Consider the following 15,379-nt stretch of genomic DNA (forward strand, 5'->3'; position numbering starts at 1 on the left):
GCTCCAGTGAAGCACCCTGACAATGAGCACGACTCCAACCGTCCCGAGGCCGAGGTCACCGGCTTCGGCAGCAACCTGGGCGCCGAGGTAGTCGACCTCGGCAAGGCCCGCTCCGCCCGTACTGGGCCGGACGACCACTCAACCGACCCCGAGCCCGGTGGGTTGGCCGATGGATCCGGTGACCCGGCGGCCCGCCTGCTGGTTGACGGACCGGATCTGAAGGGGCCCGGGTGCCTCGGCCGTCTGATGGGCGCGCGCCGACGGGCGATCGTGCCTGCCTGGCTGAGGTCCACCGCAGAGCTGAAGACGGCCGCCGCGTGGGTGGCCGGGCACTACGGGCACATGATCGGCTTCCACGTGTTCCGCTCCCCGGTCTACGCCGCCCGCCTCGCGCTCCAGTCCCCGCGCGGGGCCGCGAAGTTCATCGGCGGAACGATGCGGTGGGTCGCCGACAAGGAGGGTGAGCCGGTCCGCCTGGCAATGGTGCAGAAAGAGGACGCGGCCACCTATCTGAAGCTGTCGCGGCAGCGTGACGGCCGGGTCCGCCTGCGGACCCTGGTCATGCTCCTCGCGTCCGTGATTGGCCTCGGCGCGGCGCTGGCCCTGTACGTGATGGCCCCGGCCTGGCTGATGGCCGTCTCGGTCAGCGCGCTCGTGCTGGCCCTCGGCTACACCGGAGAGGCGCCGGACGCGCCGGTCATCCACCGTGCGGTGGAGCTGGCCAAGGTCCAGAAGCTCACTTCGGACATCGTCCTGCGGGCTCTGGCGGCTCTGTCGATCTCGCAGATCAACCAGGCGATCGCCAAGGGCCGGGACGGGTTCGTGTTCACCGCCCCGATCACCCGCGACGGCCCCGGCTGGCGCGCCGAGGGCGACCTCCCCTACGGCGTCACCGTCTCCGATGTGATGGACCGCCGTGACCGCCTCGCTTCCGGTCTGCGCCGACCGCTGGGCTGTGTGTGGCCCGAGGCCGTCCCCGACGAGCACACCGGCCGCCTGGTGCTGTGGGTCGGAGACCAGGACATGTCCAAGGCACAGCAGCCGGTATGGCCGCTGGCCAAGGCGGGCAGCGTGGATCTCTTCAAGCCGACCGCGTTCGGCACCGACCAGCGCGGACGCTGGGTGGAGATGTCCCTCATGTACATCTCCGGGATCGTCGGAGCCATCCCGCGGATGGGCAAGACCTTCCTGCTCCGCCTGCTGCTCCTGATTGCCGCCCTGGACCCGCGGGCGGAGCTGCACACCTATGACCTGAAGGGGACCGGCGACCTGGACCCGGTCGGAGACAAGTGCTCCCACCGCCACCAGGCCGGAGAGGACGACGAGAACATCGAGTACGCCATCAAGGACATGCGGGCCCTGCGCGAGGAACTGCGCCGCCGCGCCAAGATGATCCGCTCCCTGCCCCGCGACATCTGCCCGGAGTCCAAGGTCACCTCGGAGCTGGCCAGCAAGAAGTCGCTCGGCCTGCACCCGATCGTGATCGGCGTGGACGAGTGTCAGGTCTGGTTCGAGCACCCCAAGTACGGGGGCGAGTTCGAGGAGATCTGCACCGACCTGGTCAAGCGCGGCCCCGCCACCGGAATCACCCTGCTGCTGGCCACCCAGCGCCCTGACTCCAAGTCTCTGCCGACCGGGATCAGCGCGAACGCCTCCACCCGGTTCTGCATGAAGGTCATGGGCCAGATCGAGAACGACATGGTCCTGGGCACCGGCTCGTACAAGCGCGGCATCCGAGCGACCATGTTCGCCTGGGGTGACAAGGGCATCCACTACTTCGTGGGTGAGGGCAACGACGCCCGGATCGTCCGCTCCGTCTACGTGGACGCGCCCGCCGCCGAGACGATCGCCAACCGGGCTCGCCGCATCCGCGAGGACGCCGGCACTCTCACCGGCCACGCCCTCGGCGAGACCCCCGAGGCCGAGACCGCCACCGCGTACGACCTCCTCGCCGACATCCTCGCCGTCGTCCCCGCCGAGGAGCCCAAGGTCTGGTCGGAAACCGTCGTGGCCCGTCTCGCCGAGCTGCGGCCGGAGGTCTACGGCGGGTGGGAGCCTGAGCAGCTGGCCTACACCCTCAAGCCGCACGGCATCCCCACCGGTCAGGTCTGGGGCAAGACCGACGAAGGCAAGGGCGCCAACCGGCGCGGCATCGAGCGTGCCAAGGTCACCGCTGTTGTAGCGGAGCGTGACGGAAAGCGGGACGCGGGCTAGCCCGATCCGCAGCTAGACCTAGCAGAACACCCCGCTAGGTCTAGCACCGCGCCTAGCGATCAAAGCAATCCCTGATCAGGCCACTAGTTCTCTAGTGGCCTGCCCCTTGCATGCCCAGAAACAGCCTGGGAGGCCCCTTGTGACCCTCGCCCTCACCGCTAGCCTGCTCGCCCTCGTGTTCACGCTCGGTTACGCCGGACTGTGTGCGGTCTCTCCGTTCGGGAACTGCCGCAAGTGCCGCGGCTTCGGCTACGCCCTCAAGAAGGACCGCCGCGGGCGCCTCAAGCCCGGCAAGACCTGCCGCCGCTGCCGAGGCGACCGCAAGCGCATACGCGTCGGCCGCCACCTCTACAACGTCGCCATGCGCCTGCACCGCGACGGCACCCGCTAACCCCCACCCGACCTCACCGACTGGAGCACTCCATGGGCTTCACGATCTCCGCCGTACTGCTCTTCGGCATCGCCTCGTTCTTCGTCCTCAAGACCAAAGCCGCCGGGGCCGGGGCCGCGATCGTCCTGTTCCTCTTCGGGTTCTTCACCGCCGGGACCGGCGCGTACGAGCCCATCACCAACCTCGTGCAGTCCGCCGCCACCGCCCTCACCGACATCGCCGAGTAGGGAGCCACCACCGTGAAGCACCGCCCCGCCCGCCGGGAGACCACCGAGACCTACCGCCCTGTCCCCCTGATCCCCGCCAACCCGCCCGCCGTCCAGCAGCCGCACACGCTCCCGGACGTCCAGACGATCCAGCTCCCCGACGGCCGCCTCATCACCGGCTACGCCATCGCCCCCACCAAAGCCCCCGAGCCCATCGCCGAGCGGCCGGCCATCAACCCGCTCGCCGTGAACATCGCCCTCGGCGGCATCGGCTTCGCCGCGGCCTGCGGCGGCCTGATGCTCCTGACCACGTTCATCGCCGCGGTCGCCGCTCTCATTCAGCAGCTCGTCATCCTGGCCGCCGTCATCTTCGGCGGGTTCATCGCCGTCCAGGTCCTCGGCAACAACCCCGGCCGCGACGGCGGGACGGTCGTCAACATCCGCCGGGCCGTCTTCAAGCGCAACCACTTCCACCACTGAAGGAGTCGCCGTGTTCGAGATCCGCGTGATCTGTGCCCCTGCCGAGGCAGACAAGGTCACCCAGGCCCTCGCCGAGACGTTCACGACCGGTCCGGTCCGCCAGTACCCCACCCGCGACGGCGACCGCGTCCGCGTGTACGTCACCGCCGAGCAGCGGCTGAGTCACTGGCCGGCACCCGAGACCGCGTACGCCAAGGCCCCCAGCATCATCAGCGAGATCGGATGGACCGCCCGTGGGGCCCGCGACTGCCTGCACGGCTTCCAGATACGCGAGTTGTGGCTCCGCAAAGCCGCGCTCCTGGACCGCATCGCCCTGGACGGCGAGCGCCACCACGTCCCCGGAGATGCCGCGGCCCTCGCCGTCGAAGCGGCCCGGCGGCTGATGGATCTGGACGACGCCGCCGGGCTCGGACCCAGCGGCTACGCGGACGGGCCGTACACCCCGGACCACCCCGACAGCGTCCGTGAGCCCCGCGGTTACGTCCGCCAGGAGTACGCCATCTGGATCGGCAAGCAGTAGCTGTGCCCGGGGCGGTCGCCTCTCGCCAAAGACCGCGACCGCCCCGGTTCTCCGTCCCTTCGACAGAAACAGGAGACCACCAGCATGACACCCACCCGCACCCCCGCGTTGCTGTTCGCGGCTCTGGCCGCCGCAGAGCGCGGCTGGCCCGTCTTCCCCCTGCGGCCTGGAGACAAGCGGCCCGCCGGACACCCCGAACGCAACTGCCCCCGCACCGGCCGCTGCACGGACGGCCACCGCACCCCGGAGCAGCGCGCCACCCTCAGCGCCGAGCAGGTCGCCGCGTGCTGGCAGGCGGCTCCCTACAACGTCGGCATTGCCACCGGCCCCGCCGGTCTCGTCGTGGTGGACCTGGATATCCCCAAGCCCGACGACGGAACCCCACCGCCCCAGTGGGCCGGGGCCACGGACGGCCTGGACGTGTTCGCCATGCTCTGCGAGCGCGCCAGCCAGCCGCTGCCCACCGAGACGTTCACGGTGCGCACCCGACGCGGCGGACAGCACCTGTACTTCACCGCACCCCCCGAAAAGCAGCTACGTGGGAGCGCAGGGCGCCTGGGGTGGAAGGTCGACACGCGAGCCTGGGGCGGATACGTGGTCGCGGCCGGCAGCACCGTCGGCACTGGCTCGTACGAGATCATTCACGACGCGCCCACGGCCCCCCTCCCCACGTGGCTTGGTGACCTCCTCACCACCCCTCCCGCACCCGCTCCGGTCCCCGTGGCAGTGCTCCGCTCGCGCATCGGGAAGGCGCACCGGTACGCGACCGCCGCGCTCAACGGCGAGGTCGCCAAGGTGGCCGGGGCCGTCACCGGCACCCAGAACACGACGCTCTACAACGCGGCCTACGCCCTCGGCAGGCTGATCGCCGCCGGAACGCTGACGGAGCAGGAAGTCACCGACGCCCTCACCAGCGCCGCTGAGGCTAAGGGCCTGGCCCCTGCCCGCATCGCGGCCAGCATCAGCGACGGCATCCGCCGCAGCGCCCGCAACGCGGCCGGTGATGCGGCATGAGCACCCATCCCGCAGACGCTGACCTGTGGGCCGGGTTCGACGCCCTCAGCGCCGAGGACGTGACCGGACCCGCATGGGACGAGCCGGTACCGCTCACCGGCCGCAGGGACCTCCCCGCCTTCCCCGTGGACGCCCTCCCGCCTTGGCTTTCCGCCATGGTCGCGGCAGTCGCAGAGGAAACCCAGACGCCCCCAGACCTCGCCGGATGCCTGGCCCTAGCCGTTATCGCCACCGCCGCCGGCGGACGGGCCACCGTGTGCGTGCGCGGCCGGTGGCGCGAGCCCGTCAACCTCTACACCGCCGTCGCCCTGGACCCCGGCAACCGCAAGAGCGCCGTGTTCTCCCTGATGACCGAACCGCTCATGGCCGTGGAAAAGGCTCTGGTGGAACTCTCCGGCCCCGCCCGTGCCGAGGCCGAGACCACCGCCCGCCTGGCCAAGGCGGCCGCCGACAAGGCAGCCGCCAAGGCCGCGAACGCCGAACCCGGAATGCGCGACCAGCTCACCGCCGAGGCCGTCGCCCTCGCCCAAGCCGCCGAGGAGATCAAGGTTCCCTGCAAGCCGCAGTTGGTCGCGGACGACGTGACACCGGAGAACCTGGCGACCCTGCTCACCGAGCAGGACGGCCGGATCTCCGTCCTCTCCCCGGAGGGCGGCATCTTCGAAATCATCTCCGGCCGCTACAGCGGGGCGCCCAACATGGAGATCTTCCTCAAGGGCCACGCCGGGGACATGGTCCGCGTCAACCGTCAGGGCCGCGAAGCCCAGCACATCGAACACCCCGCCGTCACGATGGGACTCGCTGTCCAGCCCGAAGTGCTGGAGTCCATCGGCCAGATCAAAGGCGCCGACGGCCGCGGACTCCTGGCCCGCTTCCTGTACGCACAGCCCGAATCCCTCGTCGGCCGGCGCAACCTCACCCCGCAGCTCATCCCGGACGACATCGCCGAGACGTACGCCCGCCAGCTCGGCGGGCTGGCCATGGCCCTGAACGGCTGGACCGACCCGGCAGTACTCACCCTCACCCCCGAAGCCGACGCGGTCATGCTCGCCTACCAGAAGGTCACCGAATCCAGGATCGGGAAGGGCGGCTCACTCGCGGACATCGTGAAGTGGGCGAGCAAGCGGGACGGCGCAGTTGCCCGCATCGCCGGGCTGCTGCACCTTGCCACCCACCCCGACAGCGGGTGGACCCGCCCCATCGAGGCCTCCACCCTGGCCGACGCGGCCAGGCTCGGGGACTACTTCACCGCGCACGCCCAGCACGTGTTCGACGCCATGGGCGCCGCACCCGCCCAGGAAGCCGCCCGACAGGTACTCGCGCACGTCGGCGATGCCCGGCTGACCGGCTTCACCAAGAGGGAGCTGTTCCGCCAGCTCTCCCGCGGGGACTTCCCCGCCATGGCCGACCTCGACCCGGCCCTGGCCCTACTTGAGGAACACGGCTGGATCCGCCAGCAGCCCCAGCCCCCGCGCACCGGACGCGGCGGCCGGCCGCCCTCCCCGAAGTACGACGCGCACCCCCGCCTCGTGCGCGGCGACGCCTGACAGAACCCCGGTCAGGACGACACAACTGACAGAACCTCCGGCCTAGCGCGCTGACCTGCACAAACAGGCCCTCCGGTCGTCGTGACAAAACCTCCGGAAACTCTGACAGAACTCACCCGTCCGACCGTGGGTGAACCCACCACCGAGGTTCTGTCAGAGTTTCCGCGAGTTTTGTCAGAGCCGTACCTAGACCGAAAGTCGCAGGTCAGCGCACTGTCGCCCAGGTTCTGTCAGTTCTGTCAGCGGTCCGGGGGTTTCTGCTCCTCAACTCATCCCCCAACCTCCCCGAAGGAGCCTCGCCGTGGCCAAGCCCCGCGACGAAATGTTGACCATCCCGCAGGTAGTCGAAGAGATCGGTGTTCCACGAGCCACGTTCTATCGCTGGCGGCAGTGCAAGAAAGGCCCCAAATCCATCAAGCTCCCGAACGGATCTGTGCGCATCCGACGGTCCGATCTCACCCGTTGGTTGGAGATGCGGGAGGAAGCTGCGTGATGGACCACGCCGAGTCCGGGGCCGAGCAGATCAGTGGCTTGGCCCCGGAAGGGTTTTCCCTCGATGTCCGCCTATGGAATATCTCCAAGGCGAAGAGCAAAACCCGGCCGTACCAACTCCGATGGCTCGTCGGAGGGAAAGTCAGCAGCAAGACGTTCGCCACCGTGACACTTGCCGGTAGTCGCCGGTCGGAACTGTGGCTGGCCATGAAGCGCGGCGAGGCGTTCCGCATCGAGGACGGCCTGCCAGAGTCCGAGGTTCGCGCAGCCATGCGGGCCGCAGCAGCCGCGAACACTCGTGAGGAACTGTCCTGGTTCACGTTCTGCCGGGAGTACATGGCCATGCGCTGGCCCACGGCCGCGGCGAAGACGCGCGAGGGCATCGCGGACGGTCTCGCTGCGGTGACCCTGGCCATGGTGGAGCAGGACAAGCGCATGCCCGCGGTGGAGGAGCTACGCCTTGCTCTTCGCTGGGCTGTAGTCCCAGCGAACGCGGAGCTGGAGCCGCCGGCCGAGCTTGAAGAAGCCCATCACTGGCTTGTGAAGAGGTCCCTGTTCGTTTCCGCTCTGGAGGATCCGAAGACTCTTCGAGACATCCAGTACCGGCTTTCGTTCAAGCTGGACGGGACCCCTGCGGCGGGGGAGACCTCCCGCCGCAGGCGCCGTGCGCTGAACACCGCTGTGGAGTACGCCGTCGAGCGCAAGCTCCTGCGGGAGAACCCTCTCATCGGCCTCAAGAAGGCGAAGACCTCGTCATCGGACCGAGTGGATCCACGCGTTCTCGTGAACAAGACCCAGGCTGCCCAGTTGCTGGCAGCAGTCTCGTACGTCGGTACGTGGGACCGAAAGAAGGGGCGCCGGCTGGTCGCGTTCTATGCCGTCATGTACTTCGCAGCACTCCGCCCGAGCGAGGCGGTAGGACTGCGAAAGAGGGACTGCTATCTCCCCGAGATGGGGTGGGGAACGCTCACCCTCCGCGACACGCATCCGGTGTCGGGCAAGCAGTGGACGGACAGCGGGGAGCGCCACGACAAGCGCGGCTTGAAGTCCAGGGAGGCCAAGGACGACAGGCCGGTCCCCATCCCGCCGCCCCTGGTCGCCATGCTCCGTAACCACCTCAAAGAGTTCGGCACAGCTAGGGACGGCCGTCTCTTCACGAACGAGCGGCTCGGTCTGGTCGGCAGCAGCACGTACTGGCGGGTGTGGAAGGACGCCCGGGAGTACGCGCTGCCGCCGGATCTCCAGGCATCCATCCTTGGTGGCCGGCCGTACGACCTGCGGCATACCTGCATCACGACTTGGTTGAACGCCGGAGTCCCCGTTGCCGAGGTTGCCCGACGGGTCGGTAACTCGCCCGAGGTCATACACCGGGTGTACGAGGGCTGCATCTATGGGCAGGAGGAAGCCATGAACTGGAAGATCGAGAAGGAGCTGGGGTGGTCCACTGATTAGGACTGCCTGAGCAAGTCAAAGTTCCGGAGAAGACAACCAATGGACGGGACATGTGATTCGATCAGCTAACCGGTCGAACTGGAGGTTGGATATGCCTACCTATCGTGACTTGGCGCTGCCTGGCAGAGGCGAGGTCTGGCGTGAGTTGCGTGGACTCCGCTCAGGGGTTCAAGGGCCTGCGAGTGGTGACTTCGAGCGGCGTTCCGTGTTCGTTGCATCCCTGGAACAGGCTCAACAGTTCACGGAGGCGGCAGCTGCTGCTGGCCCCGCGACGCGCCCAGTACAGATCTTCTATGCCCTGTCGCAGTTCGGTCGAGCAATCTCAGCGGCATCGAATGTAAACGGGGGAGCGGAGTGGCGCCTCAAAGGACACGGCATACGAACCGAGAAGCTGGATGCCAGCAACGGGTTGGCGTCGGTCGGGGTGATTCCCTCTGCCAAGGGATCCTTGTCCGGCGTAGCTCAGGCTTTGGGCGTTCCCTCGTTCGACGCTGGGACGGAGCTAACGCTGGGTTCCCTATGGCCCCTCATTCCGGAGACGCAGGCAGTCCCGCTGCCTGGCGGGGGGCCTGTCGGTGCACTATCGGCTACCGTCACGAACATTTTGTCCGAAGGTATGGAGAACTGGGCTCGCTTGCAGCTCCTGCCGATAGCGTCCGAAGTGCGTGTCCAAGCACAAAGGCATTCCGCCGCCCTCGACGCGTTCTTGTGCCACTATCCGACTCTTCAGGGGCACAGGTCTGAGGAATTTGCGCAGACTCCTGCCGTCGCATGGGGCGTTGGCCAAGACTCACTTGCAATCCTCGTACCTGCCGTGGGTGCGCGGCCCATGACCGAGCAGGCACTGACGACGTCATACAGGGGGCAAAGCGATCGGTTCGTGTTCCCAGCTGTGGGGTCGATGGTCGGCCCCGTACATCCGCTGCTCGTCTGGTGGGCTGTGCTGTTCGGTCTCTCGATCCTGGCCCGCTATGAGCCTGAACACTGGGCGGCGATCATCGACATCGACAAGTCCATGGAAGCCAACGCCGTCGAGCACCTACTGGATCACGCAGTGGCAGTTGTGCCTCACCTGGCGCTCCTGGCGATTCAGGAAGCATCGCGTCCCTGACCGGCCGCTCTATCGCAGGTCTATCGCGATCAGTGCGTAACAACGACAAAGACCTGGACTCAGTGGGACTGGGTCCAGGTCTTCATGCTTGGCACTCGTGCAGGTCAGCGGGTGTTTCACGCTGGTCCAGCTGGAGTGCCCCCGGCAGGATTCGAACCTGCGCACACGGCTCCGGAGGCCGTTGCTCTATCCCCTGAGCTACGGGGGCGTGTCGTTCGCGTTGCGGCGACGGGTTGAACACTACCAGCTTCCGCGGGGTGATCAGGAACGGATTGCGGGCCCGGGGGGCGTGGGTCGCTCGGAGGGGGTGGAAGTGGCAAAAACCCGGACGCGGGGGCTTAGGCGGACCTACTCTCGAGTTGTGCCAGGCGCCTCGGGCCGGGTGCTTGTTGTCGACGACAACAAGGTCATCCGGCAGCTGATCAAGGTCAATCTCGAGCTGGAGGGCTTCGAGGTCGTGACCGCGAACGATGGTGCCGAGTGCCTGGACATCGTGCATCGCGTGTGCCCCGATGTGATCACCCTTGATGTGGTCATGCCCCGGCTGGACGGGTTCGCGACCGCCGCGCAGCTGCGTGCCGATCCGCGGACGCGGCATCTGCCCCTCGCCATCGTGAGCGCCTGTACGCAGTACGAGGTGGAGGCCGGGATCGAGGCCGGGGTGGACGCGTTCCTCGCCAAGCCCTTCGAGCCCGCCGAGCTCGTACGGGTCGTACGCCGGCTCGCCGAGCGCAAGGACCGGCGCGAGCGGAAGGGCACGCCGGCCGGGCGGGGGAGAGGGTAGCGCCCGTCCCCCTGTTCACATGGCGAAACCGTTCGCGGGATGGGAGGGCTTCTCCCCTAGGCTGGTCCCGTGACCCCCGCCGACCTCTCCAGCACCGTCGCACGCGCCGTGCGCTGCGCCGTCGAGGACGGGGAGCTGCCCGCCGGGGCGGGCGTGCCCGAGCGGGTCGTCGTCGAGCGGACCCGGCCCGGGGGAGTGGGCGACTACGCCACCCCCGTCGCCTTTCACGTCGCCAAGACCGCGGGGACTTCTCCCCGTCACGTCGCCGACGTGCTCGCGCGGCGGTTGGGCGCGGTGGCAGGGATCGAGCGCGTCGAGGTCACCGGCCCCGGGTTCCTCAACTTCGTGCTGGAGCCGGTCTCCGTCGAGGGACTCGTGCGTGACGTACGGGCGCACCGGCTCCGGTACGGGTTCTCCGGCGCGAGCGAGCTGCGGGCCGGTGTCGTCGGGGCGGCCGTGCGCCGCATCGAGCTCAGTCAGGGGCTGGGCACGGGAGAGGCCCTGCGCATCGCTCCGGTCGCCCGGCGGGACGGGGAAGTCGTCGCCCTGTACGGGCAGGACGCCGCGGCCTGGGCCATGCTCTGCGTCGCGCCGCACGAGAGCGCCGTGTTCTCCCCCCGGCTGCTCGTGCAGGACGAGTCCAATGACTTTTTCCGGGTGACATACGGGTATGCGCGGACTCGGGCGCTCCTCACGAACGCCGCCCAGCTCGGGTTCGGGAGCGAGGCCGGTGACGTGGCGGCGGCGGAAGGGGGGCCGCTCGTCGCCCTCCTCGCCGAGTACCCCCTCGTACTGGACGCCGCCGCGCACCGGCGGGCGCCGGAGCAGCTCGTCCGGTTCCTCGTCCGCGCCGCCGACGAGCTGCTCGATTTCCAGTACTGCGTCCTGCCCAAGGGCGACGAGAAACCCTCGGCCGCCCACCGCGCCCGGCTGGCCCTTGCCGAAGCCGCCGGGACGGTGCTGGCCGGCGGCCTGGCCCTTCTCGGCATAGACGCACCTGACTGCCTGTGATCTGCGAAGAGAGATACCGATGAGCCGTTCCGCGCACCCCGCCGGGCCCCGCCACGCCGACGTCCTGCCCGAGGGGCACTACTCCCCGCCGCCCGCCGACCTCAACGCGCTCGACGAGAAGGTCTGGGCCCGGACCGTGCGCCGGAACGACGAGGGCGAAGTGACCGTGGGCGGGATCGCCGTCAGCACCCTCGCCGAGGAGTTCGGGACGCCCGCCTACTTCCTCGACGAAGAGGACTTCCGGGCCAGGTGCCGGGCCTGGGCCCACGCCTTCGGGCCCGATGCCGACGTGTTCTACGCGGGCAAGGCGTTCCTCTCCAAGGCCATCGTGAAGTGGCTCAAGGAGGAAGGGCTCAACCTCGACGTCTGCTCCGGCGGCGAGCTGGCCACCGCCCTCGCCGCCGGCATGCCCGCCGAACGGATCGCCTTCCACGGCAACAACAAGTCCGCGGCCGAGATCACCCGCGCCGTCACCGCCGGCGTCGGCCGGATCGTGCTCGACTCCTTCCAGGAGATCGCCCGCGTCGCGCACATCGCCCGTGAGCTGGGCGTGCGCCAGCCCGTCCAGATCCGCGTGACCGTCGGCGTCGAAGCCCACACGCACGAGTTCATCGCCACCGCGCACGAGGACCAGAAGTTCGGCATCGCCGTCGCCGACGGCTCCGCCGCCGAGGCCGTACGGCGCGCACTCGGACACGACAGCCTCGACCTGCTCGGCGTCCACTCCCACATCGGCTCGCAGATCTTCGACATGGCCGGCTTCGAGGTCTCCGCCAAGCGCGTCGTGCAGCTGCTGGCCGCCGTACGGGACGAGCACGGCGTCGAGCTGCCCGAGATCGACCTCGGCGGCGGCCTCGGCATCGCGTACACCTCCTCCGACGACCCGCGCGAGCCCCACGAGATCGCCAAGGCGCTGCACGAGATCGTCGCCCGCGAGTGCGAGTCCGCCGGCCTGCGCGCGCCCCGCATCTCCGTCGAGCCCGGCCGCGCCATCGTCGGCCCCACCGCCTTCACCCTCTACGAGGTCGGCACGATCAAGCCGCTCGAGGGGCTGCGTACGTACGTCTCCGTCGACGGCGGCATGTCCGACAACATCCGCACCGCCCTCTACGACGCCGAATACGCCGTCACGCTCGTCTCCCGCGTCTCCGACGCCGAGCCCATGCTCGTCCGCGTCGTCGGCAAGCACTGCGAGAGCGGCGACATCGTCGTGAAGGACGCCTTCCTGCCGGCCGACCTGGCCCCGGGAGACCTCCTCGCCGTACCCGCCACCGGGGCGTACTGCCGCTCCATGGCCAGCAACTACAACCACGCGCTGCGCCCGCCCGTCGTCGCGGTGCGCGACGGGCAGGCCCGGGTCATCGTCCGGCGCGAGACGGAGGAAGATCTCCTGCGTCTCGACCTCGGATGAACCGCATATTTCCGGGAGAAGGCCCCAGACCCCCAAAATAGGTGCCGAGAGGTGCCGATACGTGTCTCACTCAATGGACCGAGGATGGAAAGTGCTGTCCATTGAGTGAGACTGGTTGAGACCTGGCGCGCAACCCGCGCGCCGGGTGGTGATGGAAGATCGAAAGGCGTAGGTCGAATGATGCGTACGCGTCCGCTGAAGGTGGCGCTGCTGGGCTGTGGAGTGGTCGGCTCAGAGGTGGCGCGCATCATGACGACGCACGCCGACGACCTCACGGCCCGCATCGGTGCGCCCGTCGAGCTCGCCGGCGTGGCCGTGCGCCGCCCCTCCAAGGTGCGCGAGGGCATCGACCCCGCCCTGGTCACCACCGATGCGACCGCCCTCCTCAAACGCGGCGACATCGACATCGCGATCGAGGTCATCGGCGGCATCGAGCCCGCCCGCACCCTCATCACCACCGCCTTCGAGCACGGCATCTCCGTCGTCTCGGCGAACAAGGCGCTGCTCGCCCAGGACGGCGCGGCCCTGCACGCCGCGGCCGAGCAGCACGGGCTGGACCTGTACTACGAGGCCGCCGTCGCCGGCGCCATCCCGCTGGTCCGCCCCATGCGCGAGTCCCTGGCCGGCGACAAGATCAACCGGGTGATGGGCATCGTCAACGGCACGACGAACTTCATCCTCGACAAGATGGACTCCACCGGCGCCGGGTACCAGGAGGCGCTCGACGAGGCCACCGCCCTCGGGTACGCCGAGGCCGACCCCACCGCCGACGTCGAGGGCTACGACGCCGCCGCCAAGGCCGCGATCCTGGCCGGCATCGCCTTCCACACCCGGGTCCGCCTCGACGACGTCTACCGCGAGGGCATGACCGAGGTCAGCGCCGCCGACTTCGCCTCCGCCAAGCGCATGGGCTGCACCATCAAGCTCCTCGCGATCCTGGAGCGCGCCGCCGACGGCGAGTCCGTCACCGCCCGCGTGCACCCGGCGATGATCCCGCTGACCCACCCGCTCGCCTCCGTCCGCGAGGCGTACAACGCCGTCTTCGTCGAGGCGGAGGCCGCCGGGCGGCTCATGTTCTACGGGCCCGGCGCGGGCGGTTCGCCGACCGCCTCGGCGGTCCTGGGCGACCTCGTCGCCGTCTGCCGCAACAAGCTCGCCGAGGCAACGGGGCCCGGCGAGTCGGCGTACACCCAGCTGCCGGTCAGCCCCATGGGCGACGTCGTCACGCGCTACCACATCAGCCTCGATGTGGCGGACAAGCCGGGCGTCCTCGCCCAGGTGGCGACGACGTTCGCGGAGCACGGTGTCTCCATCGACACCGTCCGCCAGCAGGGCAAGGACGGCGAGGCCTCCCTCGTCGTCGTCACCCACCGCGCGCCCGACGCCGCCCTCTCCGGGACCGTCGAGGCACTGCGGAAGCTGGACACCGTGCGCGGTGTCGCCAGCATCATGCGTGTTGAAGGGGAGTAAGGACCCATGAGCAGCAATCGCACCCACCAGTGGCGCGGCATCATCGAGGAGTACCGGGACCGCCTGCCGGTGACGGACACGACTCCCGTGGTCACGCTCCGCGAGGGCGGCACTCCCCTCGTCCCCGCGCAGGTGCTCTCCGAGCGCACCGGCTGCGAGGTCCACCTCAAGGTCGAGGGCGCGAACCCCACCGGGTCCTTCAAGGACCGCGGTATGACCATGGCGATCACCAAGGCCAAGGAGGACGGCGCCAAGGCCGTCATCTGCGCCTCCACGGGCAACACCTCGGCCTCCGCCGCCGCGTACGCGGTGCGCGCCGGGATGGTCTCGGCCGTCCTCGTGCCCCGCGGCAAGATCGCGCTCGGCAAGATGGGCCAGGCGCTCGTGCACGGCGCCAAGATCCTCCAGGTGGACGGCAACTTCGACGACTGCCTGGACCTGGCCCGCGCGCTGTCCGACAACTACCCGGTCGCGCTGGTCAATTCCGTGAACCCGGTGCGCATCGAGGGCCAGAAGACGGCCGCGTTCGAGATCGTCGACGCGCTCGGCGACGCCCCCGACATCCACGTGCTGCCCGTCGGCAACGCCGGCAACATCACCGCGTACTGGAAGGGCTTCAAGGAGTACAAGGCCGACGGTCTGGCCTCCCGTACGCCCCGCGTGTGGGGTTTCCAGGCCTCCGGCTCCGCACCCATCGTGCGCGGCGAGGTCGTCAAGGAGCCGCACACCATCGCCACCGCGATCCGCATCGGCAACCCGGCCTCCTGGGACTACGCCCTGCAGGCGCGCGACGAGTCGGGCGGCTTCATCGACGAGGTGACGGACCGCCAGATCCTGGCCGCCTACCGCCTGTTGGCCGCGCAGGAGGGCGTCTTCGTCGAGCCCGCCTCGGCGGCGTCCGTGGCCGGCCTGCTCAAGGCCGCCGAGCTGGGCCTGGTCGACCCCGGCCAGACGATCGTCTGCACCGTGACCGGAAACGGCCTCAAGGACCCCGACTGGGCCGTCGCCGGCGCCCCGCAGCCGGTCACCGTCCCGGTGGACGCCGAAGCCGCGGCCATCCGCCTCGGCCTGGTCTGACCGCAGTAGCAGTACCGCAGCACCGCAGTACCGCAGCACCGCAGCACCGCAGTACCCCGGTTGCCGGATTCCGGAATGCCTCTCGGAGGCTTCCGGAATCCGGCAACTCAGGCCGTACGGCACAAAAGTCAACGGCCTTCGGCGGAATCCACCGGAAGACACCGACACGCATCGTGCGCCTCCTGTGCGCCCTATGTCG

General features: G+C 69.2%; 15 protein-coding genes and 1 tRNA gene. 15 read left to right on the plus strand and 1 reads right to left on the minus strand.

Features of this window, described 5'->3' with window-relative positions; all coding sequences use genetic code 11:
- The first annotated feature begins 6 nt into the window (after nucleotides 1–6).
- From IF02_RS0103660 to IF02_RS36180, 10 genes are all read left to right on the plus strand, one after another.
- The gene (locus tag IF02_RS0103660; protein ID WP_030153745.1) at nucleotides 7–2,214 is read left to right on the plus strand and encodes a cell division protein FtsK; all 2,208 of its coding nucleotides are present in this window, start codon (nucleotides 7–9) and stop codon (nucleotides 2,212–2,214) included.
- A 139-nt stretch (nucleotides 2,215–2,353) separates the two neighbouring features.
- Nucleotides 2,354–2,605, plus strand: a complete 252-nt coding sequence (locus IF02_RS0103665; protein ID WP_030153746.1) for a hypothetical protein — start codon at nucleotides 2,354–2,356, stop codon at nucleotides 2,603–2,605.
- A gap of 32 nt (nucleotides 2,606–2,637) precedes the next feature.
- A complete protein-coding gene (locus IF02_RS0103670) occupies nucleotides 2,638–2,832 on the plus strand; it encodes a hypothetical protein (RefSeq protein ID WP_030153747.1) in 195 nt (64 codons plus the stop codon).
- Nucleotides 2,833–2,844: 12 nt separating this feature from the next.
- On the plus strand, nucleotides 2,845–3,291 hold the full coding sequence (locus IF02_RS0103675) for a hypothetical protein (RefSeq protein WP_030153748.1): 447 nt from the start codon (nucleotides 2,845–2,847) through the stop codon (nucleotides 3,289–3,291).
- Between the two features lie 10 nt (nucleotides 3,292–3,301).
- Nucleotides 3,302–3,811, plus strand: coding sequence for a hypothetical protein (locus IF02_RS0103680; RefSeq protein WP_030153749.1), 510 nt, complete (start codon nucleotides 3,302–3,304; stop codon nucleotides 3,809–3,811).
- 84 nt (nucleotides 3,812–3,895) lie between these two features.
- On the plus strand, nucleotides 3,896–4,825 hold the full coding sequence (locus IF02_RS0103685; RefSeq protein ID WP_037835416.1) for a bifunctional DNA primase/polymerase: 930 nt from the start codon (nucleotides 3,896–3,898) through the stop codon (nucleotides 4,823–4,825).
- Nucleotides 4,822–6,372 (plus strand): YfjI family protein, encoded by a 1,551-nt coding sequence (locus IF02_RS0103690; protein ID WP_030153752.1) that lies wholly within the window; start codon nucleotides 4,822–4,824, stop codon nucleotides 6,370–6,372. Before IF02_RS0103685 ends, IF02_RS0103690 begins: the two co-directional genes overlap by 4 nt.
- A gap of 271 nt (nucleotides 6,373–6,643) precedes the next feature.
- On the plus strand, nucleotides 6,644–6,865 hold the full coding sequence (locus tag IF02_RS33465) for a helix-turn-helix domain-containing protein (protein WP_324603748.1): 222 nt from the start codon (nucleotides 6,644–6,646) through the stop codon (nucleotides 6,863–6,865).
- Nucleotides 6,865–8,316, plus strand: a complete 1,452-nt coding sequence (locus IF02_RS32125) for a tyrosine-type recombinase/integrase (protein ID WP_030153753.1) — start codon at nucleotides 6,865–6,867, stop codon at nucleotides 8,314–8,316. The genes IF02_RS33465 and IF02_RS32125 overlap by 1 nt, the downstream gene beginning before the upstream one ends.
- A 91-nt stretch (nucleotides 8,317–8,407) precedes the next feature.
- Entirely contained in the window at nucleotides 8,408–9,427 is a 1,020-nt protein-coding gene (locus IF02_RS36180) for a YaaC family protein (RefSeq protein WP_420708080.1), read from the plus strand.
- A 136-nt stretch (nucleotides 9,428–9,563) separates the two neighbouring features.
- On the opposite strand, the gene IF02_RS0103705 is transcribed toward IF02_RS36180, so the two are convergent.
- Nucleotides 9,564–9,635 (minus strand) — tRNA-Arg (locus IF02_RS0103705).
- A 105-nt stretch (nucleotides 9,636–9,740) separates the two neighbouring features.
- On the opposite strand from IF02_RS0103705, the gene IF02_RS0103710 reads away from it, so the two are divergent.
- The 5 genes from IF02_RS0103710 to thrC all read left to right on the plus strand — a co-directional run bounded on the left by IF02_RS0103710 (nucleotide 9,741) and on the right by thrC (nucleotide 15,180).
- Nucleotides 9,741–10,211, plus strand: a complete 471-nt coding sequence (locus tag IF02_RS0103710; RefSeq protein ID WP_420708081.1) for a response regulator — start codon at nucleotides 9,741–9,743, stop codon at nucleotides 10,209–10,211.
- 69 nt (nucleotides 10,212–10,280) lie between these two features.
- Nucleotides 10,281–11,222 (plus strand): ArgS-related anticodon-binding protein NrtL, encoded by a 942-nt coding sequence (gene nrtL / locus IF02_RS0103715; protein WP_030153757.1) that lies wholly within the window; start codon nucleotides 10,281–10,283, stop codon nucleotides 11,220–11,222.
- Between the two features lie 19 nt (nucleotides 11,223–11,241).
- Nucleotides 11,242–12,633 (plus strand): diaminopimelate decarboxylase, encoded by a 1,392-nt coding sequence (gene lysA, locus IF02_RS0103720; protein WP_030153759.1) that lies wholly within the window; start codon nucleotides 11,242–11,244, stop codon nucleotides 12,631–12,633.
- A 180-nt stretch (nucleotides 12,634–12,813) separates the two neighbouring features.
- Nucleotides 12,814–14,103, plus strand: coding sequence for a homoserine dehydrogenase (locus IF02_RS0103725; protein WP_030153760.1), 1,290 nt, complete (start codon nucleotides 12,814–12,816; stop codon nucleotides 14,101–14,103).
- A 6-nt stretch (nucleotides 14,104–14,109) separates the two neighbouring features.
- Complete coding sequence (gene thrC / locus IF02_RS0103730) at nucleotides 14,110–15,180, plus strand: threonine synthase (protein WP_030153761.1); 1,071 nt, start codon at nucleotides 14,110–14,112, stop codon at nucleotides 15,178–15,180.
- Nucleotides 15,181–15,379 lie beyond the last annotated feature (199 nt).

This window comes from Streptomyces sp. NRRL S-244, from assembly GCF_000717915.1.
Taxonomy (GTDB): domain Bacteria; phylum Actinomycetota; class Actinomycetes; order Streptomycetales; family Streptomycetaceae; genus Streptomyces.